Source organism: Brevibacillus fortis (assembly GCF_046196545.1).
Lineage (GTDB): Bacteria > Bacillota > Bacilli > Brevibacillales > Brevibacillaceae > Brevibacillus > Brevibacillus fortis_A.
In genome coordinates this window covers 5,660,048-5,680,561 of the sequence record NZ_CP176370.1, presented here as the reverse complement: position 1 = coordinate 5,680,561, position 20,514 = coordinate 5,660,048, and the positions used below count along the sequence as shown (strand labels likewise).

The following is a 20,514-nucleotide window of genomic DNA, read 5'->3' as shown; positions in this document are numbered from 1 at the left end:
AGCTCAAGAATATACCAAGATTTTCTTTGGTAGAAGGTAAAAAAGAGGCCGCGCTTTCATAGCCGCAGCCACTTTTGTCCATTGACATCTTTATTGTTCGTCGGGAATGAAGATCTGTCCCGTTGCTTCATGATTCGTGATGGCCAGTAAAATCGCTTTAGACAAGGTATCTGGATGATAAGGCTTGATCAGATAGCCGGTTGCCCCCAGATCAAATGCCTTTTTCTTTTCCTCAAAAGCACTGGAGATCACGATCGGAATGGTCCGTAAATCCGGGTTTTTCCGTATTTCCTCAATGACCTTCCAACCACTCTCGCCGTCCTTCAAGATAAGGTCAAGGACGACAGCATCCGGTCGGAGCTCCTCGATTGCGGCTACTGCCTCAGTCGCCGTAGAGAAGGAATTGACACGGAATCCAGAGCTTGTCAACTCATCACGCAACAGCTCGGTTAAGTTCAAATCGTCCTCGATGATCACAACGTTTCCATTGCATTGACCAGTTGGAGAGACCACCTCCTCACTTCCCGCTGGATAGCCAGGGGACAAAGCGTGCTCAGCCAGTGGAAGAGTAACCGTAAATGTACTACCCTTGCCTGATTCGGACGTAACGGCAACTTCTCCATTGTGCATATGGACGATCTCCTGAACAATGGCGAGACCCAATCCTGTACCGCCGATCTCGCGGCGATCCGAGTTATCTACACGATAAAATTTGGTAAACAGGTGAGGGATGGCTTCGGAAGGAATGCCTAGTCCTTCATCCTGGACATCCACGAGCAAGCAATTCCCATCTTGTCGACAGATTACCCGGACATGGCCGCCATGCGGGGAGTATTTGACGGCATTACTGATCAGATTCACAAATACTTGACGTAGCTTGGCTTGGTCTCCATAAACAACAGTTTGCTCCGTTTGCAAATCGAGTTCGAATCGATGGAGAGGGGACTGGACTCGATGAAGTCCGAAAATATCCCGAATCACTTGATCCATCGCCACATTTTCTAGCTCATACGTCTGTCTGCCGGATTCCATGCGTTGCAAATCCAAGAAATCGTTGATTAGCGCAGTCAGGCGGGTCGCTTCTTGATAAATGGTCGCTATGTACCGCTGTTGACGTTCGGGCTTGAGCTCTTTCGTTAACAACAGCTCCGCAAAGCCAAGCACACTGGCGAGAGGGGTACGCAGCTCATGGCTGACTGTACTGACGAATTCTGATTTCATTTGGTCTATCTCGTATTCCTTGGTGAAGTCACGGTAAACGAGCAAGGTACTCCATTTCTCTTGGTTCCGGTACAGTGGCTCTGCATAGAGCTGAATATAGCGTACTTGCGGTCCGGTCATCTGAAACACAATACTGCCTGAAGGAATGGCACCTTCGTCTAAAACGACAGCTCTGACATACTGAATCAACCGATCAGGCTCTGAGGTTCGACTCTGTAGATGGGAAAGGAACTGTTCCAATTCAAATCCTTGTGAAGCGAGATGATGGTCGTAACACAAGAGCTCACAAAAATTCCGGTTCACCTGCAGTGTTTCTCCACTCAGATCAATGAGCTGAATGCCTTCTTGAACAGAATCGAGCATATCCTGTGTCATTTTGCGCTGTCGCTCTGTCTCTTCAAACATTGCGAGCTTGTCGAGCGCCAAGGAGATCTGCTTGGCAAGCCCGATGATGACTTGTAGCTCCTGATTGGTGAATTTTCGTCCGATACGGGAGAGGATGATACACGCTATGATTGTCTGTTGGGCATCTAACACTGGGAGGTAAAGCTCAGATGCTTGTGACATTTCCTCCGTGTAGCCGCGCTCAGCGTCAGTACTTTCACGAATCAGGACATATGGCTGGCCCGTTTCCCTGATTCGCACGAACGGACCATCATCCAATCCTTTGCGCAATTGCTCCAGACCGTTCTGGGAAACGCCAAAGCTAGCTGCGTCCCTGTCCGTGTTCAACATGACGATGACACCTTTATCGGCATCCATGACTTCAGTTATATTTCGAATAATACTGGACAGCAGCTCTCCTTTATCCAACGTATTCGCCAAAGAGAGGATGAAACGGTTTTTCTTTTCCAAATACCGTTCGTTTTCCTCCATCTTGCCCAATGCTTCTTGCAGCTCTTCTTGCTGCATCATCAGTTCGTCCTGCTGGGCTTGTAGCTCTTCGTTTTGCGCCATGAGTACTTCTTCTTTGGCCTGGATCTGCCTGATCAAATAGTCGAGGGAGCGGGAGAGCCTACCGATTTCGTCAATTCTGTTCAAATCCTGCAAAAGAGGTGTACCGCCATTGGCAAACTGCTCAGCATTTTCGGATAGACGAACCAACGGCCTGCCGATATCACGTGTGGTTTGTATGGTGACTACCACCATGATGACAAGCACCATCAGCGCGTAGACGGCAAACCAGGTGCCTAGCTGTTCCAGCTCTTCGAACAGTAGTTGGTTTTTTGTATACAAAAGCTGATTGTGTTCTTCCTGATACCGCCCGGCGTATGTAAGCAGGTTGTTCACTTCCTGATTCACGCCACTGGCTGAAGCTTTTCGCAGAGATTCAAAGTCTCCGTTCTTTGCATAACTCGAAAAAGTAGGAAACACATTAGCGAAAAAGTTCGTGAAGAAAGACTCGATCGAAGCGACAAGCGCTTGCTCCTCATCATTGAGCGGGAGCTTCTTAAAATCATCCAACGCTTGTTCCAGCTTCTTTTTTTCAAGAAATAGCTCATTGTACTCAGATGGGCTCAAAAAAGCGTAATAGCCCCTTGCTCGAAAAAAGATCTGGTTCGTATGCTCAGCGATGTCTGCGACCAAATTTTGTTTTTCCTTGGTATTGTATATCGCCGTCTGATATTGGGTTAATGCGTCGCTATTCAAATATTGAACGATGCCGGCGCCCGCAATCAACAGTGACAGAAAGAGAAGCATCATCGCCATGAAGCGGCGCGTGATGCTTTTTCTGATAAACGCCCAGAACCCGGTCATGCGAGCATTTCCTCCACTTTTCGGACAAGATCCATCGGGCTAAAGGGCTTCGGCATGAAGTCATTGGCACCAGCTGCACGCATTTTCTCCTGTTCAGCATGTTGACTTTTTGCCGAGAGGATCAGGACCTTGACTGCCTTTTTGTCGTCCATCTGTTTGAGTTGCTGCAATACTTCAAAGCCTGTCAGCTTGGGCATCATATAATCTAAAATAATTAAGTCATACTCATTTTGACCGAATTTTTGCAGAGCTTCCTCTCCATCGCAAGCGATATCGAGCTCGTGTCCCTCATCTTCGAGCGTGTCGCCAATTAACATGCGCAACACGGCTTCGTCTTCGGCCAACAGAATTGTTCCCATCTCGCTACCTCCTTACAACATTCGCTTAACCAGTCGCTTGATTCGAGCCTCCAATTCGCGTGCACGGAAAGGCTTGGTCATATAGTCGTCAGCACCGAGCTGAAGGGCACGGACAATGTCTTGCTCTTCTGTACGACCTGTTAGCATAATCACCGTATATTTCTTGGCATTCGGCAAATTCCGGATTTTCTGGAGAACCTCGAGGCCATCCATCTGTGGCATCATTCCGTCTAAAATCACGAGATAAGGCTCTTGTCCCGTATGCCTGATGGAGTCAAAGAAAGCTGCTCCTTCTTCGTAAGTCTGGATGTCGACGTGCATCCAACCATCAAAACAGGTTTTAATGGAATCGGCAAGCATCTCGCGAATCATCGGATCGTCATCAATAATGGCGACCTTCAGCTTTACCTTAGGGGAGTCATGTGTCTCCGTGATTTGAGCGGTTTCAATCCGGCGCCGCCCTGCATTTTTGGCAGCGTACAAAGCCGTGTCAGCAGCTTCTACCCAATACGTATGCGGTTTATGAGGATCATCTATTTGTACGATTCCACCGGAAAAGCTCAAAGAAAACGTTCCTTCAGGCGCATCGAACGTAAGCGAACAAAAAGCAGAGAGCATCTGCTCCAGACGCATCTTTCCTGTTTGTACTGTCGTACGCGGCATCAGCAGGATAAATTCCTCTCCGCCGTACCGGAATAATACATCATGTTTTTCAGCGCTCTGCTTGATGAAAGCAGCAAAACGAGTCAGCACCTCGTCGCCAATCAGATGACCGTATGTATCATTGACCCCTTTGAAATAATCAATATCTAAAAATGCCAGTGAGAAAGGGGTGTTGGTTCGCTGGGCATCAGAAAGAAGCCGTTGGTACGTATCAACAAAACAATTGCGATTGTTGACACCTGTGAGCTCGTCCAAAAACAAGATGCTATTCATCCAGCGCTTCCGGCGAAGCTGGCGTTCGAGGCGTACAACCAACTCTTCCATATCAAGCGGTTTGCACATGACGTCATCTGCTCCCAAACGGTAGGCATTCAAACGCGTCTCCCGTTCGCAATCGATGCTGATGATGGTCGTAGGCACGTATTGCTTCTTTATTTTTTCGCTAATCGTCTGCATCACTTGGAAGCCGCCTGTTTCCGGGATGTTCAAATCCAGAATGAAGCAGTCAGGGTTTATGTCGTGAAAATAGTCGAGAGCCTTATGAGGGTAGACCGTAGCGATGACAGACCAATTGCGTTTTTCTAAATATTCCTTTAGATACATAAGCAGAGTGATGTCATCATCCAGAATGAGGACCAAAGGCTGTGGCTCACAAGGGGATTCCCGGTGAAGAGCGGGGTTCTCGATAAAAACTTCCTGTTCTGGTCGCTTTTCGCAACATAAGGTGATCAGCTCTTGCAAAAACGCTCGCCATTCACTCGTCGTCCAGTTCTTGGCAGGCATGTCGTCCATTTGTTCCAAGAGAAGCTGAGACAGATCAGACAGGTCGGTCAATCCAATCGTCCCCGCTGTCCCCTTCAACGAATGGAGAAAGCGATACAGATCATCATGAGAGACGGGAACCTCCTGGTCGTACCATGTCTCAATCTGTTTGTGGATATTCGTAAGAAGTGTATCTCTATACTTGATCATGTCGTACCGTCCCCCTGTGTTGGGATGGCGCAAGCAGTCGGTCGCTTGCGCCAGTTTGATCAAAACATCTACAATTTGGTATGGTACATGTAGCAGGGAGAAGGAAGGGCTTATTGTTGCAGGGAAAATCCTTCTTCAATCAGATACTGTTCTGCTTCCACGTACGATTCAAAGGAAGCTTCCAAGTTCATCCCGTGGTATACGTTCCACAGCGCGTCTTCCTGTTGCAGCAAGAGCGTGCGGTTTTGCTTGTCGATCCATGTTTGCTCGAGTTGCTCAGCTGCTGCGGTATTTTTAGGTGTTTCCTCACGTTTTTGGGAGAGAGAGTGGATTGACGCTTCTATAACCGTGCGCAGTTCTTCCGCCGAGAAATCACGGATGTTGATGAAGCCCTTATCGTCTTTTTGCTTTTGGTAGCTCTTCACAAAGCCGACGAACACAAACCCGTTGCCGTTCGGATGCAGATGATAGACCACGGTCTTTTTGTCATGAAGGCTTTCCTCATAATGAAAATTAACCCGTTTCAGGGAGACGTCATTCCGAGTCAGTTGTGGAAAAGATTCAATAATCGCTAGTTTTTCTTCAAAAGTAAGCATGGATTCCTCCGGTGAGATGGATTTGTTTGTCGATTATATCATAGGTGGGACACAGAACGAAAAAAGGAGAAGGGAAAAATGAACGGAAAAAATCGAAAAGACATCGCAGCGGGTCTTGAAGTCGAGATTGTATTGAAACAGGACCAACGTACTGGCAAGCGCACCCGTGGGATCGTCAAGGATATCCTGACGAACTCCAGTACACATCCACATGGAATCAAGGTTCGTTTGACGGATGGGCAAGTGGGGAGAGTGCAAGAGATTATCCAAAAAGGAGAGTAACTTCTTTACGAAAAAACGGACAGGCCGCATGGGCAACTGTCCGTTTTTTCATGATCAGTTCCGGTTCTGCAAATGCTCGATAGCTGGTACGGCAAAGCAAGCCAGATTCGACGGAAGTGCATCGAGTGAAAACCAGCGCATGTCTCCAATGGCCCCGTCTTCCTCTAAATTACGTGCTTCTCCACTGAGGATCGTTACTTCATAAATGATCGAAACCCAATGCTCGCCATTTTCCGGGCGGATAGTTTCTGCGGTGCACAAGAGGGCCTTTACCTCGACATCGAGATTGACTTCTTCTTTGATTTCACGGATGACACTCGTCTCTAGTTGTTCATAGGGATCAACTTTTCCCCCGGGAATGCTCCACGTATCTTTCTCTGGATCTCTGTTTCGTAAAACCAGCAAAATTTCATTCTTGTCGTTTAGGATGACAGCTCCTACTCCTAATTTGGGTACAGCTATAGTAGTCGACATGGTTTCCTCCTTCACGATCGGCAAATTCGTTTCGTCCATAATAGCATGAATGAATCGGTGGGTAAGACAAGGACAAACAAGAAACCGCCTCTATGAAGTGACCCCAAAAAGTTAGACATGTTATTCAATCAGGGTGCTTCTTGGGCATGAGTCCGGTTATTTACCGGGCTCATGCCTTTTAATTTTGCCTTAATCCGTCTGAGATTATAGTATTCAATATATTTGGCTAGCTCTGACTTTTGTGATGTTCCCTTATTTTCATTAAAACGCATTAATTGCTCATCGACGGTTTCGACAGTTCAAAAAAAACAGCGGCAGTCTAGGACTTTATTTTCTCGTCCAAGGCTACGGCTGTTTCGGTTTATGAGAGATAAGTCGAATCACAGGTGTCAGTCGAATTTCACTCACCCAAGCAGCATTACCATGAATATTTGTAAATCTCTCTTTTGTTTTTATCATAAGCAATCATGGAATTCACGGTTTTATTTCCGGTCCAATGTGCTGAAATAAAGGTGTCTTGTTCTTGACCAATCTTTATTAGCTCAATCGAATTATCATTATAAAATATCTTTATCGAACTAATATTATCATCATTTATATAACCGGAGATTACGGATATCTGTTCATTTAGATTACTATAACCGAGTCCTTGATTAGTAAAAGGATGGCTTGAAGTTACAAGTGAGTGTACACCATCAATATATTTGTATTGGTTAGAAGAAAAGGATGCGTAGATTAGTCCTTCACCAGTTTTATTTTCTACCTCATATGTATATTTTACAACTACTTCATTATCATTCCATTCCTGAGTTTGCACCTCAACATTACTAGGAACTATATAATCATCTTTAAGTTTACTTAAAATAAATTGCTCTAAACTAGTTATATCATTTGCATTAGCATTTCTTTCTATACTTATGTCATTTTTCTGGAAAAATAAAAAGGCAATACCTACTACAATCATTAAAAATACTAGAATGCTGTTAACTACTATACCCTTCTTCTCCTCAAGTACCTTCATGTCGTTAATCACTCCACTTATATTCAGAATATCCATTTGGATTTTTTTGTCATTATTAAAAACATTATAAGAAGAAGCCTTTATTATATGCAATATTTGATCAACGTTAGCATCGTAATTATATGATTTGATTACACCCACAAGGGCTGTTACTACTGGTGTAGCTGCAGATGTCCCACTAAATAAAATTGAACCAAAATCATCGGTTGAATTAAAGTTAACCGTCGGAATATTCTCAGCGATTGCAAATATATCAACATTATCATTAAAGTTAGAATATGGTAACATTGCTCCATTTTTACTTACTCCTGAAACAGTTATGACTCCCTTATATGATCCAGGATATGTATAACGCCGAGTTCCATCATTTCCAGCTGAACAAACAATTATCACTCCCTTGTTTATTGCTCGTTCGACCGCACTTTGTAACACCATATCATCTTTATAAGTTGATAAACTAATATTAATTATATCTACTTTCAAATCTACTGCAGTGTTTATTGCTTTCGCTAACGTTTGAGCATTTGTTTCCTTTGGTATTACAATCGAAACCAATTTTACATTTGTTAGATATTTGGCGATTACTCCAGCCACCATGGTTCCATGGCTATTATTGCTTTCCTCTGGAATTTCTTTGGTGAAAATAGTCTGTCTTTTTTTTATTCGATTCATAAATAAAGGATGATTATAATTAATTTCAGTATCAATTACAGCAATTTTAAGTAAAGACAAATATGGTCCGTAATAAATTTCTTCAACGCCTTCTTCAAGAGGCAAACTATTCAATGTGGACATTTTCTGATATGTAGGGTTAATGAAAAGTATTGCTAAAAAAATTATAAGGATAAGTACTTTAAATCTTATCTTCTTCAAAGTTTTCTCCTTAATGAGTTATGAGAGACACGTTATCAAAAAAATTAACGTGTCTCTTACTATTTAAATTATTGCAACGTAGCAGCCCACTTAGATCCAATTCCATCGCTTGTTAACTTTATGATTGCATATTGTGTCCAATATCCTCCACCGTTAACTGAGACTGATAGACCAAGATATTCAGCTGAAAAAGTACCGCTGACTTGCATTCCTACCTGATGCCATCCCTGTGCTTCATGCACCCCTGATTTATTCAAAGGTGCAGCATAGGTGATATCAGCTACGTTTGTAGGGTTTGTTGTGGTAATTACCCCAGCATAAGATTCGCCTCCGGTAATTCCAGTTAGAGACGCAGAATAGTCCCTTTTATTAGTACTATTATTGGTACTTACAAAACCGTTACCTGAAACACTAACTTTCCCAAGACCCAAAGCGGTTTTAAACTGCCATTCATATCGCATCGCATAATTTTTATTGTATTCAGGTACTGGGTAAGCCCCTTCCTTGACAGATTTATTCCAAGGTTGAGCATTTTGCACTACCTTTTCAGTTTGCTCTTCATCCAATGGAATGTATTCAAAATTTGAAGTTATTTCAGTTCCGTCTGGATATTTAATAGTATAGTTGGATGCATCTGGATTTTCTTTTACAAAATCATCAATTTCTTTTCTTCCCTCAATAACGTGTTTAAAAGAATTCATGCCTTTCTTTAGCGCTGCCTTATCTTTATTTTTTATCTTTGATTTAAACTTTTTAGGGTCTTTAACAACCTCCTTATCTGATATCTCTTGAATACTTTCATCATCCAGATCTATGACAATTCCCTCTTGCTCTAGTTGACTAACCATTTCTTCAATTTCCGCGTAATAATCTGCTTCTGCATTCGATATGTCAAACTCTGATTGGATTTTCTTTGACGCTTTAAGTTTATTAACCTCAGCAGCATACGCTCCATTATTTAAGGTAAAGAGTAATCCAAAGGTTAATAACAGTGAAAATATTTTTTTGGTTTTCGACATTATTTACCTAACCCCTTTTGTAAAATATTGTCTAAATGGCCATTTTTGACATGTGAATATTTGTCAATAATATTAAAAATATTTAAAATACAATAAAAATTCAATTACAATTTGGTAACATTAGAGTAACAATTTGGTAACATTTCTACCGCAAAAAGCCCTCCCTGTTAATCGGAAGGAGAGCTTAGCGAATTACCACCGAGGGCTACTGTCGCATTATTGCTTCGGTATACTTGCTGCATCATGTAATGCATCGGTTACGTAATGTTCCGCATCCCTGACTTTTGAGTCTGACAAAACAAGAAACCGCCTGAAATGACGGTTTCGAGAAGTTCAGCAAATCGTTTTACCGGTAAGAATCATGGGTAGGGGCGAAGACATCCTCCGTTGATTCCCGTACCAAAATAAATGGCTCAATATTGCTCAGTCCATGTAAGCATGTATTGTGATGGGCGATAATCTGTTCCGCAGACAGCACTTTACTGTCCGACGTAGAGTGCCCGTCTTTGACGAGCGTTACATCATAGCCGAGTGTCGTCGCTTTGCGGCAGGCGCTGTCGATACAATACTCGGTTTTGCACCCCATGATGACAAGGTGGTTAATCCCGAGTGCTTGTAGTTTTTCGTGCAGTTCTGTTCCGTGAAACGAGTCTGTTGCCAGTTTTCGAATCACCGTTTCTGATGGCAGAGGGGCGATCTCAGGGTGGATGGCATTGTCGTCTGAACCGACTTCTCCGACATCATCATCCTGAACGTACAGCACAGGAATATCCTTGCTGTAGGCGTCTTCCCGTACTTTTTTCAATGTTTGGACAAGTGTAGCCGGCTGATAAACAGGACCAAATTGTCCCTCAATAATTCCCACTTGCGCATCAATAATCAGTAGAGCTGTTTTACGAATCAATCCAATTCCTCCTAGGTGAAAGGGGATTAGTGTTGGTGTTCCCCTTTTTGGTTGTTTGGTACACGCACAGCTTTATAAGAACGTCGATTCATGTCCTTTTTCATAACTGACCACTCCTTTCATCATAGAAGAGCGTGAAACTGCTCTGGATAATTGTACCACAAAAAAGACTCATTCCTAATTGGAAGGAACGAGTCTTTTTCGATTGCGAACTTCTTATGATTCATTTTCCTTTTTCGGTACAAACTGAAAGATATCATGTGATTCGAAGGAGTCGATCAAACGGGACAGCCACAGATAATACTCCAACCCATTTTCAATGCGCTTGATACTAAGGTCAACACGATCCCTGACTTCTTCCGCAAGCTCTTCGGATTGCTGGAGAGCGCGAAGCTCAAGGAGAGACTTTTTCAAGGCGTGTACATTATGTTCACAGGCGTGTCGCCACTTCACGGAAAAGAGGTCGATGAAGTTCTGGTACCAATCCAGATTGACCTCGTAATGATCCTTCCGTGTCCCTTTTTTCCATATCTTTTCTACCATATTTAATTCCATCAATGTGCGGACGCCGGTGCTCATGCTGGTTTTACTCATGCCCAGTGCTTCGCCCATCTCATCGAGTGTCATTGACTTGTCCTGAAAGAGCAATGTGCCATACAGCAGTCCCGTTGACATGGTAATTCCATACAGATCCATGTTGCGAGCGAGCGTTTCAATCACGCGTTCCTGAGCTTTTTCGAGGATTTTTTCTTGATTGGTATCCATTTTGAAAAAAGCAGCTCCTCTAGTCATAGTAACCTGACTAGAATTGTACGTCTCCAAAAGAAAAAAGTAAATGGAGATATCGTACAGTATATACGTGATAAACTGAGAATACAGGAAGTAAAGTATGTAAAGTTTTTTCTGAACGCTGAAAATGCCCGATTATCCTGCCTCATCCAGTTTGAGGTAAAAAAATTGGATGGTTACAATTGTAAGGGTAAAGAACAGTCCGGATGTCGGGCGTAAAAGTTGGAGGTGACCATATGCCCAAGATCAAAGTAGAGAATTTGACCAAAATCTTTGGACGCCAACCCCAACGCGCATTGTCCCAGGTGAAGCAGGGGAAGACCAAGCAAGAAATATTGAAGGAAACGGGTCTTACCCTTGGGGTGAATCAAGCGAGTTTTGAGGTGCATGCAGGCGAGATATTCGTCATCATGGGGCTTTCGGGAAGTGGGAAGTCGACCTTGGTTCGATTGTTGAACCGGTTGATTGAGCCAACAGAAGGCAGAATCCTGATTGACGGTACGGATATCGTCAGTATGAACACGGAGCAGTTACAGGACGTAAGAAGAAAGAAGCTGGGCATGGTATTTCAAAAGTTTGCCTTGTTCCCTCACCGGACGGTACTTGAAAATGCGGAGTACGGTCTGGAGATTCAAGGGATGCCAAAGTCCGAGAGAGAGGCCAAAGCGAAAAAGTCACTGGAACTCGTCGGACTCGGCGGTTGGGAAGCAAGCTACCCGGATCAGTTGAGTGGCGGGATGCAACAGCGTGTAGGTTTGGCCCGTGCACTCGCGAATGAACCCGATGTGCTGTTGATGGATGAGGCATTCAGTGCGTTGGACCCGTTGATTCGCAAGGACATGCAGGATGAGCTGTTGGAACTGCAGAGCACCATGCAGAAGACGATTATTTTCATTACGCATGATCTGGACGAAGCATTGAAGATCGGGGATCGGATTGCTCTGATGAAAGACGGTGCGATCGTGCAGATTGGCTCGCCGGAAGAAATCATGACCAATCCGGCAAACGAATACGTAGAACGCTTCGTAGAGGATGTGGATCGTTCCAAGGTGTTGTCCGCTGAAAAAGTCATGAAGCGGGCAGAGACGATCACACTGGACAGAGGGCCTCGCGTCGCACTGCAAATGATGCGTGAGCGTGGAGTCTCCAGTTTGTACGTGGTGGATAAACGAAAAACATTGCTAGGTGTGCTGACGGCAGACGCAGTAAACGGAGCCAAGGAAGCAGGGCAGTCGCTGGAATCCGTACTGCGAACTGAGGTACCCACTGTCGGACCACAGACGTTTCTCAATGAGATGTTTGACCTTGTCGCGTTTTCAGATATTCCCGTGGCTGTTACAGGAGAACAAAATCGTCTGTTGGGCGTGATTGTAAAAGGAGCCGTCTTGGGTGGATTGGCAGGAAAAGTAAATCACCAAGTTCCAGAGCCAACGAATGAAGAGGGGCAGGTGAATCCATCATGAGTCAAAACCAACTTTTTCCGAAGCTGCCGCTCGACAGTTGGGTAGAAACGATTGTAGATGGACTGGAAGAGAATTTAGGCTTCTTGTTCGACTTCATATCAGCTGGTATCGGCGGAACCGTTGACTTGTTTTCGTGGATTCTAACAGGAATCCCGTTTTGGGTCCTGATCATTTTGTTTACGCTGCTGGCGTATCGCGCTGGCAAAGTAGCAATTGCTCTTTTTACCTTCATTGGACTTCTTCTGATTCAGAATCTGGGATATTGGGAGCATTCAATGGAAACACTTGCGCTGGTATTGACGGCAGGGTTGATCTCGGTGATTATCGGGATTCCCGTCGGTATCTGGTGCGCGAAGAATGATTCCGTGCAAAAGGTCGTCACACCGCTGCTTGATTTCATGCAGACGATGCCGGCATTTGTGTACTTGATTCCTGCCATCTTTTTCTTCGGGCTCGGTAAAGTACCGGGGGTTATCGCTTCTGTCATTTTTGCGATGCCACCGACGATTCGTTTGACCAACTTGGGAATTAGACAAGTTCCAGCCGATCTGATCGAGGCGTCTGAGGCGTTCGGTTCTACCTATTGGCAAAAGCTGACGAAGGTACAGCTGCCGATTGCCAAGACGACAATGATGGCCGGTATTAACCAGAGCATTATGCTCGCGTTGTCCATGGTCGTGATTGCCTCCATGATTGGGGCGAAAGGCTTGGGGGCGGACGTGTATCGTGCCGTAACACAGATCAAGATCGGTGAAGGTTTTGAGGCGGGTCTGGCCATCGTTATTTTGGCGATTCTGCTGGATCGACTCACGCAAAGTGTTGGAAAGAGAAAAAACGCGTAGGAGGGGTTTTCATGAAAATGAAAAAAGGCACCTTGAAAGGGCTGGCAGTCGCACTCGGACTCAGTATGGTGATGGCAGGATGTTCAAACGCGGGAACACCGCAGGGAAATCAGCCTGCCGAGGGTAACACGGGTACATCTGCACCGAATAGCGTTGGAGCACAAGTGGATCATAAAATTATCGGAATCGATCCTGGCGCTGGTCTGATGAAAGCGACCGAAAAAGCTATGAAAGACTACGATCTGAAGGATTGGGAACTGGTGGAGGGCTCCAGTGCAGCGATGACGGCAGCACTGACACAAGCCTACAAAGAGAAAAAGCCGATTATCGTGACTGGCTGGACACCTCACTGGATGTTCTCCAAGTTTGAGATGAAATACCTCGAAGACCCGAAAGGCACTTTCGGGAAGGATGAACAGATTCATACCATCGTGCGCAAAGGACTGAAGGAGGAGCACCCAAGCGCGTATGCGTTCCTCGACAAGTTCTCATGGACACCTGCTGACATGGAAAAAGTGATGCTCGATATCCAGAGTGGCAAAAAGCCGGAAGAGGCAGCAGCCGAATGGGTGAAAAACAATGAGGCCACTGTCAACAAGTGGGTAGAAGGCGTTCAGCCTGCGGAAGGCAAAAAATTGACGCTCGCCTACGTCGCGTGGGATTCTGAGATCGCCAGCACGAATGTGGTGAAGACGGTTCTGGAGCAAAAGCTGAAATACAAGGTGGAAATGAGCCAAGTAGAAGCTGGCCCAATGTGGGTAGGTGTATCGAACGGCGATGTGGATGGAATGGTAGCAGCATGGCTGCCAACGACACACGCAGACTACATGGAAAAGCTGGGTAAAGACGTAGAGGATCTCGGTCCGAACCTGCAAGGAACCAAGCTGGGCTTGGCTGTTCCAACCTATATGGAGATTAACTCCATTGAAGATTTGAAGAAGTAACAGACTCCATACAGAAGGCACCGCTTACGATGTGGCGGTGCCTTTTTCGTTGTGTTATGGTATTGGATTGCTTTCCATGACAGGGGGCCAAGCGTGCTGTTTGTCCAGCGTTGCAGGCTCCGGTGCAAATACCCGTAAAACGAGATTGAACTCGCCTTCTGGGAGCGGGAGCCAGTTGCCTTCCTTGCCTTTGGGCGGTTGTTGTTGCAAATACAGATCGAGGGAGCCATCCGGATTGTACGCAAGCGTTCCTGTATTGCTGCGAATCGATGCGCGATCGGCCACTGTTTTGGCTAAAAACAACTGGTTGTCATAGACGTTGATCGACCAGAATGCAGATGTCTTGGGAAGCTGTTCCTTTGTAAAATGCAGCCTATAGCTTTTAACTCCTGTAAGTGGTTTTCCTGATCCATCTGTCAATGCACGATAATAGGCTTCCTCGCTCGGCACATTGGCCCCAATACCGGAGTAGGCGATAAAGGAACGGGCGAGAAACTGGTTTCCATATGTGCCAATTGGGGAAAAGGAGCCCCATCCATTACGGAAGGTGGCGTAGCCGGGAAAGCCATTTTGCACGATGGACGGTGCATCCTGTAAGGCACGCTGTAGGCCCGCAAGTTTGGCTGGACCGAGCGCGGAAGGATCAAAGCCTTTTTGGACATCGATCCCGACTTGTGCGAATTGGTCGAGCAAGACGCGATCACATTCGGGTGGAGGATTGCTTTGAATCCATTTCGTCATGACTTGAAGAAAGGAAAGGGACGACAACACATCCGGGGGAAGCGTTTCGGGAACATGTGCCGTTTGCAATTTTGGGTGGACAGGGGCAATCGCGATTTGTTTTTCAAACGAGACAGCCTGCGGCAAATCAGCCTTACCCTTTACCTCGACACGGCCAATGAGCCAGACGTTATTCGTAGGGGCGTAGATCACAGGTATATGGGCAGGGGTAGGACCTTTCCATTGTGGGCTAGCAATGATATATTGCCCGGCCTGCTGTTTGGTGGAACGATTGGAGACATTGCGAAACGCATTCGTGTACGCATCCAGCATTTGCACGGTATAGTAGCGGTTTTGCGGATTGGCGGGGACAGTCAAGCGGACGGGCGTCTCTGACAAATCCAGCCATGCGCTCATATACAATGTATCGGAGTTCGGCGTCACGATATCCCGATAAGCAGGGGAAGCAAGTGTGTCCGCATAATAAAACTGGTTGATCGGCGCCCGATTTTTGACCATGGCTTCCATTGTTTTGGCGGACATCACTAATGGATAGCCGTAGATGTATGCTTGAATGCCGAGCGAGTAGGCAAGCCTCTCCTGCGCTTGAAGAAACGACTTCGTTTGGATGAGAGGTGACTGTTGGACAGATGGAGTGTTTGTGGTCTCTTTTGCAAATGACAGGCCAGACAGGTGAAGCGTCATGCAAAGCATAGAAACGATCAGTGTCAGGCGCTTTTTCAATAATGGAAGCATAAAGCCCCTCCTCATTACCAGAAATGGGGTTCGCACTGGTAGTTTTCTTCATAGGAAAGGGGCTTTATGCAAGCTGTGCTGGAATATTTTATTATCAATGCGGCTCCACAGAAATTTCAGGCGCCCGCCACCCCGGGCAGGTCGCATACAATTTGGACGCTCCCTGCAGCAATTCCCTATCACGCCAACGCTTGCCCACACACTGTATACCAATAGGAAGACCTTGCTCATCAAAACCGATCGGCATCGTCACGACCGGACTTCCGGTGACATTAAACAGACTCGTATAAAAAGTCGTAGCGGCCCAGTAGTTTTGCGGGTTATCGTCTACGTACAGTGGTTTGGTGTAAATCGGCTTGTAGCCCCACGTTCTCGATTTATCCAAATGTGGGAAAGCTGTCGTGCAGCTAACCGGACACAAGAACAAATCACAGTCGGCCATGAACTGCTCGAAGCTGCGAATGAGCTGCTCCCGAATGGTTAAGACACGCATGTAGTTTTTAAACGTCAGCGGAATGAGCATGGTAGCCGAGGGAATCTGGCGATAAATCGGCATCGTTAAGAGATGAGCCAAACCGCGAATGAGTGGAGGTGTCGTAGAGTTTAACTCCGCATCGATGATTTTTCCCCATGTTTCCCAAGTCTTGCGTACATCCAAAGGTGGTGCCGTCACTTGTTCTACGCGCATGCCTTGCTGCTCCAGCTCTTTGACAAAGCGACGCAACTGATCGCGAATGGCTCGACTTGTCGGGTAGCCGGGCAGCTCTTCCATCCAGCGAATGTGCAGGGGCTGCTCCTTGAGGGGAGGCGGCAAGACTTGTGGTCCATGAGGCAGGCTAGCGTTGCCGTTTCCGCCACTAATGATGGAAAACGCCACTTCCAGGTCTTCGATCGAACGGGCTACAGGCCCATAGCAGGCCAGGTGACGAGACGAAGTATAATCAGACATTCCTTCAAAGCCGGGCATGTGTCCTCTTGCTGGAACGGCTCCTTCTGTCGGCTTCAAGCTGAACACGCCGCAATAATGAGCAGGCACGCGCAATGATCCCCCGATGTCACTCCCGATATCCAAATAAGAAAGGCCGGCGGCAACTGCTGCTGCCGAGCCTCCGCTGCTACCTCCCGAAGTCCTTTCCTGATTCCACGGATTATTTGTCCGCCCGTATATATCGTTGTCTGTTTGGAGATCCATGAGCAGGGTAGAGACATTTGTTTTACCGATCACGATGGCCCCTGCCTGCTTCAGTCTGCTGACGATGGCAGCGTCGTGTTGCGGAATGTAGCCTTTTAGCGGGGGGAAGCCAGAAGTAGTGGGAAGTCCTGCTGTGGCAAAGGAATCCTTGATGGTAATCGGCACCCCGTGAAGAGGCCCTCGATAGTGGCCTTCTCTTATTTCTTTGTCCGCTTGCTTGGCTGATTCAAGAGCAGCTTGCTCGTCATAAGCGACGATGGCGTTCATTTTGCCATTAAGGGAGGCAATTCGCTTAAAAGTGTGCCGGGTGGCTTCTTCGGCACTTATTTTACGCTCGTGAATCCAAGTGCCGATCTCTGTCGCTGTCAAATAGGTCAGTTCATTCATTCGATTCACTCCTTTTCTCCAGTCAAGCGTACGACAGGAAAACGAGGAAAACTTGATCGAAAATGCGAACCGCCACCCAACTATTCTTTAGCGAGAACGGGTATATAAATGAAGCAAAGCGAATCAGGATGGTCATTTCCGAGAAAGCGGTGGTCGTAGTATTCAAAATCGTATCGGGCATAAAGCTGGTCGGATGCGGATGCGTGTGTCATCCAGCTCCCGTAAATGTATTGATACGTCAGCTTGATATTTTGCACCGATCCTTTGTGAGGGAACACAAGATAACTAGATGCAGGCAGTGTGAGTGGTTCCAGTCCTTCTGTGCCATCATGCTCCGGAGTTTGCGTGCCAGCAAAATAAGAAAAGCTCAGCTCCAGCCCAAAAGCATCGGGGTAGCGTAAGACACCATAACGCTTTTGATTTGGCTGCACGTCGATTTTTTGCCCCAATTGGTTCCAGCAATGGACGATATCATGTAACGAACAAGTAATCTGGGAGTAGCCTACGAGATGCAGTGCTTCGTGGGCAGGGACATAGATAGGCTCAATGGACTGTCGCTGAATATTTTCCAAGTATGGTAACTCCATGCGCTCCAACATCATGTATCGCGGCATTTTTCCAGAGCGGCGAAGAGAAGAAGGCGGCAGGCCAAAGCGTTTGGTAAAAGCGCGAGTAAAGGCTTCGTGAGAATCAAAGCCATATGTAAAGGCGACTTCTGTCACGCTCTTTTGTTCGAGCGACAACGCTTTGGCAGCCTCGGTCAAGCGTCTCTTTGAAATGTATTGGCCGACAGTTTCTCCTGTCACGTGAAAAAACAAGCGTTGAAAATGGTACTTGGAATATCCGGCGGCTGATGCCACTTCATCGAGAGTGACTTTTTCCGTTAACTGCTTTTCGATAAAAGAAAGGGCGTATGTTATTTGTTCCATATAGTTCATGGGGTCACCTGAAAAAGGAAATAAGATCTTTTTTAGGATACCATATGCCCTGACCTGATTTTTTGTAAAAAAGCCAGAATGTCAAAGAATAGGGAGAGAATACAATGAAGTAGGACAACATTATTGGAGGTAGCCGTGGAGCAGCATCTTGATCTTTTTTTGATGAAATATGGATATGTCGGCATCTTTTTTTCGCTCACACTTGGTGTTGTAGGGCTCCCCATACCCGATGAGGTACTGATGACGTACGCTGGCTATGCGGTTTCCCGCGGTGTTTTGCACATGCCGTTTACAGTACTGAGCGCCTTTTTGGGAGCGGCAGTAGGAATTACGATCAGCTATGCGATCGCGTGGAAGTGGGGACTGCCGTTGCTTATGAAGGTTGGACCGTACATGCATATTACGCCGAAAAAAATTGAGTCAACCCAAAAGCTGTTTGCCAAGTACGGTCCATACCTGTTGCTGATCGGCTATTTTTTGCCTGGCGTCCGCCATATTACCGCCTATTTGGCAGGAGTCTCTGCCATGGCGTTTCGACGATTCGTTATTTTTGCTTATGCCGGCGCATTTCTTTGGAGTGTCACTTTTTTACTGTTAGGACAGGCGCTTGAGAAAGAGTGGCTCAAGGTCGTTGTTTATATACGTCATTACGGCATCACATTTTTGCTAATCGGTTCGGCGATTGGAATGATGGTTTATATTTGGATGAGGTACAGACGCGACACCAGAGCCTAGGAACAAGCATTAGTTCCTGCTGATTGCCATGCTATCTTTGACCAAACGGACAAATTCGAGCTGTTCCTCTCCAGTGGCTGTGGCTTCCGCCAGTTTGAGTACATCGGCAAGGGAGCTTCTTTCGGCATACGGACTCTCCCGCAATATTTCCCCGTATTCTGCTACAGCAGCAAGGAACGTCGCATCAGGAGCCAAGGCGTTTTGCACCTTTACGGGCTCGGAGATTTCCTCTACTTTTTGGGAAGAGGCATGATGATAGCGCACGCGAACCGTCCCGAGATCTGCATATGCAGGGGAAGCGAGCTTCACTTCATAAAGAGCGGTCACACTATGGCCAGCGCCGACCTCGCCCGCATCTGTCTTGTCGTTGCGAAAATCCTTGTCGCGGACATCACGGTTCTCATAGCCGATCAAGCGATACGAGTCTACCTTCTTAGGGTCGAATTCCACCTGAATTTTTACGTCACGAGCGATGGTTTGGAGGGTGCCAGTCAAGGATTCCGTAAAAATACGGCGCGCCTCGGAAAACGTATCGATATAGGCGTAGTTGCCTTCTCCTTTATTCGCCAGCTGCTCCATCAGGACATCATTATAATTTCCCATGCCAAAGCCAAAGGTGCTCAAGTAAATGTCTTTTCGCGCATAGTCCTCGATTGAACGCAAAATGCCCTCGGCCCCTGTTTCTCCTACATTAGCTACCCCGTCGGAGCATAAAATCACCCTGTTAATAGCATTAGGCTTGAAGGAACGGGCCGCCATTTCATAACCGAGGATCAGCCCTTCTTCCGCATTAGTAGAGCCTTCGGGTTGCAGTTCATCTATGGCTGATAAAATCGCATGTTTGTCTTCGGTAGAGGTTGGGGGCAAAAGAACGCGTCCCTCTGATCCATAGACGACGATCCCTACTGAATCTGTAGGGTGGAGTTGATCGACAAGAACCTGTAAGCTTTTTTTCACCAGCTCTAATCGGTTTTCCCGATTCATCGAGCCAGATACGTCAATGACAAAGACAAGATTAGCGGGCTTCCGCTCTTCTGCGCGTAATTCCTTTCCTTTGATCCCGATTCGCACTACTTGAAGATTTTTTTGAAAGGGAGAGGGGCCACTATCGGCCTGAATCGCAAATGTCTGATTGGTAGGCGCGGGATACGGAGTGGGGAAGAAGTTGATGAATTCCTCCACCCGAATTGCTTCTGCTGGTGGGAGATTTCCGTCTTTTATAAAATTACGCATCATGGTGTAGGAGGCGGTGTCTACATCAGCGGCAAAAGTAGACAGGCGGTCCTTCGCCGTAGAGACAAATTGGTTGGTGCCGTAATCTTTGAAGTACATGTCATTGGGGAGGGGATCGACCGATTTTTTCAGCGCGTAATCAGCTAGTTGGCTGGGAGGACTTGGACTGGAGGCTACCTGATTGTTTTGACTTTGCGCAACAGATGCTGCTGGTTTGTTTCCGCTTTCGCTTCTTGATACGAACTGTTCGTTCGAGCTACATCCGATCAGGGATGCGACCAATATGGTGATGCCACTTACTTTGACGATTACGATTTTTCTCATCTTTCGTTATTCCCCCTTTGCCTATGTGACGTGGGAAAAAAAGGAATGT

General features: G+C 46.3%; 18 protein-coding genes and 1 pseudogene. 5 read left to right on the top strand and 14 right to left on the bottom strand.

What is annotated here, in order from left to right; all coding sequences use genetic code 11:
* Positions 1-90: 90 nt before the first annotated feature.
* The 4 genes from ACKKE8_RS27605 to ACKKE8_RS27590 form a co-directional block, all read right to left on the bottom strand.
* Positions 91-2,979, bottom strand: a complete 2,889-nt coding sequence (locus tag ACKKE8_RS27605; protein ID WP_409175819.1) for an ATP-binding protein — start codon at positions 2,977-2,979, stop codon at positions 91-93.
* Positions 2,976-3,338 carry a response regulator transcription factor gene (locus tag ACKKE8_RS27600; RefSeq protein WP_409175818.1) on the bottom strand — a complete coding sequence of 121 codons (363 nt, stop codon included), beginning with the start codon at positions 3,336-3,338 and terminating at the stop codon, positions 2,976-2,978. The genes ACKKE8_RS27605 and ACKKE8_RS27600 overlap by 4 nt, the downstream gene beginning before the upstream one ends.
* Positions 3,339-3,350: 12 nt before the next feature.
* Positions 3,351-4,973: a response regulator gene (locus tag ACKKE8_RS27595; protein WP_409175817.1), complete on the bottom strand. Its 1,623-nt coding sequence runs from the start codon at positions 4,971-4,973 to the stop codon at positions 3,351-3,353.
* A 110-nt stretch (positions 4,974-5,083) separates the two neighbouring features.
* The gene (locus tag ACKKE8_RS27590) at positions 5,084-5,569 is read right to left on the bottom strand and encodes a hypothetical protein (protein ID WP_106834988.1); all 486 of its coding nucleotides are present in this window, start codon (positions 5,567-5,569) and stop codon (positions 5,084-5,086) included.
* A 78-nt stretch (positions 5,570-5,647) separates the two neighbouring features.
* Between ACKKE8_RS27590 and ACKKE8_RS27585 the strand changes: the two genes are divergently transcribed.
* The gene (locus tag ACKKE8_RS27585) at positions 5,648-5,851 is read left to right on the top strand and encodes a YwbE family protein (RefSeq protein ID WP_409175816.1); all 204 of its coding nucleotides are present in this window, start codon (positions 5,648-5,650) and stop codon (positions 5,849-5,851) included.
* 54 nt (positions 5,852-5,905) lie between these two features.
* On the opposite strand, the gene ACKKE8_RS27580 is transcribed toward ACKKE8_RS27585, so the two are convergent.
* The 6 genes and pseudogenes from ACKKE8_RS27580 to ACKKE8_RS27555 form a co-directional block, all read right to left on the bottom strand.
* A complete protein-coding gene (locus tag ACKKE8_RS27580) occupies positions 5,906-6,325 on the bottom strand; it encodes an NUDIX domain-containing protein (RefSeq protein ID WP_409175815.1) in 420 nt (139 codons plus the stop codon).
* 128 nt (positions 6,326-6,453) lie between these two features.
* Positions 6,454-6,573: pseudogene (locus ACKKE8_RS27575) on the bottom strand (IS3 family transposase); the annotation flags it as partial.
* A gap of 170 nt (positions 6,574-6,743) precedes the next feature.
* Positions 6,744-8,219, bottom strand: coding sequence for a S8 family peptidase (locus ACKKE8_RS27570; RefSeq protein ID WP_409175814.1), 1,476 nt, complete (start codon positions 8,217-8,219; stop codon positions 6,744-6,746).
* A 68-nt stretch (positions 8,220-8,287) separates the two neighbouring features.
* Entirely contained in the window at positions 8,288-9,238 is a 951-nt protein-coding gene (locus ACKKE8_RS27565) for a hypothetical protein (protein WP_409175813.1), read from the bottom strand.
* A 346-nt stretch (positions 9,239-9,584) separates the two neighbouring features.
* Positions 9,585-10,142, bottom strand: a complete 558-nt coding sequence (locus tag ACKKE8_RS27560) for a cysteine hydrolase family protein (protein WP_409175812.1) — start codon at positions 10,140-10,142, stop codon at positions 9,585-9,587.
* Between the two features lie 216 nt (positions 10,143-10,358).
* Positions 10,359-10,907 carry a GbsR/MarR family transcriptional regulator gene (locus ACKKE8_RS27555; protein ID WP_409175811.1) on the bottom strand — a complete coding sequence of 183 codons (549 nt, stop codon included), beginning with the start codon at positions 10,905-10,907 and terminating at the stop codon, positions 10,359-10,361.
* 260 nt (positions 10,908-11,167) lie between these two features.
* Here ACKKE8_RS27555 and ACKKE8_RS27550 point away from each other — a divergent pair, with 260 nt between their 5' ends.
* Genes ACKKE8_RS27550 through ACKKE8_RS27540 form a run of 3 tightly spaced genes read left to right on the top strand, consistent with a single transcriptional unit; the run spans position 11,168 to position 14,180 of the window.
* Positions 11,168-12,394: a glycine betaine/L-proline ABC transporter ATP-binding protein gene (locus ACKKE8_RS27550; protein WP_409175810.1), complete on the top strand. Its 1,227-nt coding sequence runs from the start codon at positions 11,168-11,170 to the stop codon at positions 12,392-12,394.
* Positions 12,391-13,236 carry a proline/glycine betaine ABC transporter permease gene (locus ACKKE8_RS27545; protein ID WP_106657352.1) on the top strand — a complete coding sequence of 282 codons (846 nt, stop codon included), beginning with the start codon at positions 12,391-12,393 and terminating at the stop codon, positions 13,234-13,236. The genes ACKKE8_RS27550 and ACKKE8_RS27545 overlap by 4 nt, the downstream gene beginning before the upstream one ends.
* Before the next feature lie 17 nt (positions 13,237-13,253).
* Positions 13,254-14,180, top strand: coding sequence for a glycine betaine ABC transporter substrate-binding protein (locus ACKKE8_RS27540; protein ID WP_409179213.1), 927 nt, complete (start codon positions 13,254-13,256; stop codon positions 14,178-14,180).
* Between the two features lie 54 nt (positions 14,181-14,234).
* On the opposite strand, the gene ACKKE8_RS27535 is transcribed toward ACKKE8_RS27540, so the two are convergent.
* The 3 genes from ACKKE8_RS27535 to ACKKE8_RS27525 form a co-directional block, all read right to left on the bottom strand.
* Entirely contained in the window at positions 14,235-15,656 is a 1,422-nt protein-coding gene (locus tag ACKKE8_RS27535; protein ID WP_409175809.1) for a DUF1254 domain-containing protein, read from the bottom strand.
* Positions 15,657-15,750: 94 nt separating this feature from the next.
* Positions 15,751-17,235: an amidase gene (locus ACKKE8_RS27530; protein WP_409175808.1), complete on the bottom strand. Its 1,485-nt coding sequence runs from the start codon at positions 17,233-17,235 to the stop codon at positions 15,751-15,753.
* Between the two features lie 80 nt (positions 17,236-17,315).
* Positions 17,316-18,164, bottom strand: coding sequence for a helix-turn-helix domain-containing protein (locus tag ACKKE8_RS27525; RefSeq protein ID WP_409175807.1), 849 nt, complete (start codon positions 18,162-18,164; stop codon positions 17,316-17,318).
* 132 nt (positions 18,165-18,296) lie between these two features.
* Here ACKKE8_RS27525 and ACKKE8_RS27520 point away from each other — a divergent pair, with 132 nt between their 5' ends.
* Positions 18,297-18,908, top strand: a complete 612-nt coding sequence (locus tag ACKKE8_RS27520) for a DedA family protein (protein ID WP_409175806.1) — start codon at positions 18,297-18,299, stop codon at positions 18,906-18,908.
* A gap of 9 nt (positions 18,909-18,917) precedes the next feature.
* Here the strand turns inward: ACKKE8_RS27520 and ACKKE8_RS27515 are convergent, their stop codons facing one another.
* Positions 18,918-20,465 carry a vWA domain-containing protein gene (locus ACKKE8_RS27515; RefSeq protein WP_409175805.1) on the bottom strand — a complete coding sequence of 516 codons (1,548 nt, stop codon included), beginning with the start codon at positions 20,463-20,465 and terminating at the stop codon, positions 18,918-18,920.
* Positions 20,466-20,514 lie beyond the last annotated feature (49 nt).

Bases quoted from the DNA above. Each gene is read 5' to 3' on its own strand.
- ACKKE8_RS27605 (WP_409175819.1), bottom strand. From the start codon at position 2,979: ATGACCGGGTTCTGGGCGTTTATCAGAAAAAGCATCACGCGCCGCTTC.
- ACKKE8_RS27600 (WP_409175818.1), bottom strand. From the start codon at position 3,338: ATGGGAACAATTCTGTTGGCCGAAGACGAAGCCGTGTTGCGCATGTTA.
- ACKKE8_RS27595 (WP_409175817.1), bottom strand. From the start codon at position 4,973: ATGATCAAGTATAGAGATACACTTCTTACGAATATCCACAAACAGATT.
- ACKKE8_RS27590 (WP_106834988.1), bottom strand. From the start codon at position 5,569: ATGCTTACTTTTGAAGAAAAACTAGCGATTATTGAATCTTTTCCACAA.
- ACKKE8_RS27585 (WP_409175816.1), top strand. From the start codon at position 5,648: ATGAACGGAAAAAATCGAAAAGACATCGCAGCGGGTCTTGAAGTCGAG.
- ACKKE8_RS27580 (WP_409175815.1), bottom strand. From the start codon at position 6,325: ATGTCGACTACTATAGCTGTACCCAAATTAGGAGTAGGAGCTGTCATC.
- ACKKE8_RS27565 (WP_409175813.1), bottom strand. From the start codon at position 9,238: ATGTCGAAAACCAAAAAAATATTTTCACTGTTATTAACCTTTGGATTA.
- ACKKE8_RS27555 (WP_409175811.1), bottom strand. From the start codon at position 10,907: ATGGATACCAATCAAGAAAAAATCCTCGAAAAAGCTCAGGAACGCGTG.
- ACKKE8_RS27550 (WP_409175810.1), top strand. From the start codon at position 11,168: ATGCCCAAGATCAAAGTAGAGAATTTGACCAAAATCTTTGGACGCCAA.
- ACKKE8_RS27545 (WP_106657352.1), top strand. From the start codon at position 12,391: ATGAGTCAAAACCAACTTTTTCCGAAGCTGCCGCTCGACAGTTGGGTA.
- ACKKE8_RS27540 (WP_409179213.1), top strand. From the start codon at position 13,254: ATGAAAAAAGGCACCTTGAAAGGGCTGGCAGTCGCACTCGGACTCAGT.
- ACKKE8_RS27535 (WP_409175809.1), bottom strand. From the start codon at position 15,656: ATGCTTCCATTATTGAAAAAGCGCCTGACACTGATCGTTTCTATGCTT.
- ACKKE8_RS27530 (WP_409175808.1), bottom strand. From the start codon at position 17,235: ATGAATGAACTGACCTATTTGACAGCGACAGAGATCGGCACTTGGATT.
- ACKKE8_RS27525 (WP_409175807.1), bottom strand. From the start codon at position 18,164: ATGGAACAAATAACATACGCCCTTTCTTTTATCGAAAAGCAGTTAACG.
- ACKKE8_RS27515 (WP_409175805.1), bottom strand. From the start codon at position 20,465: ATGAGAAAAATCGTAATCGTCAAAGTAAGTGGCATCACCATATTGGTC.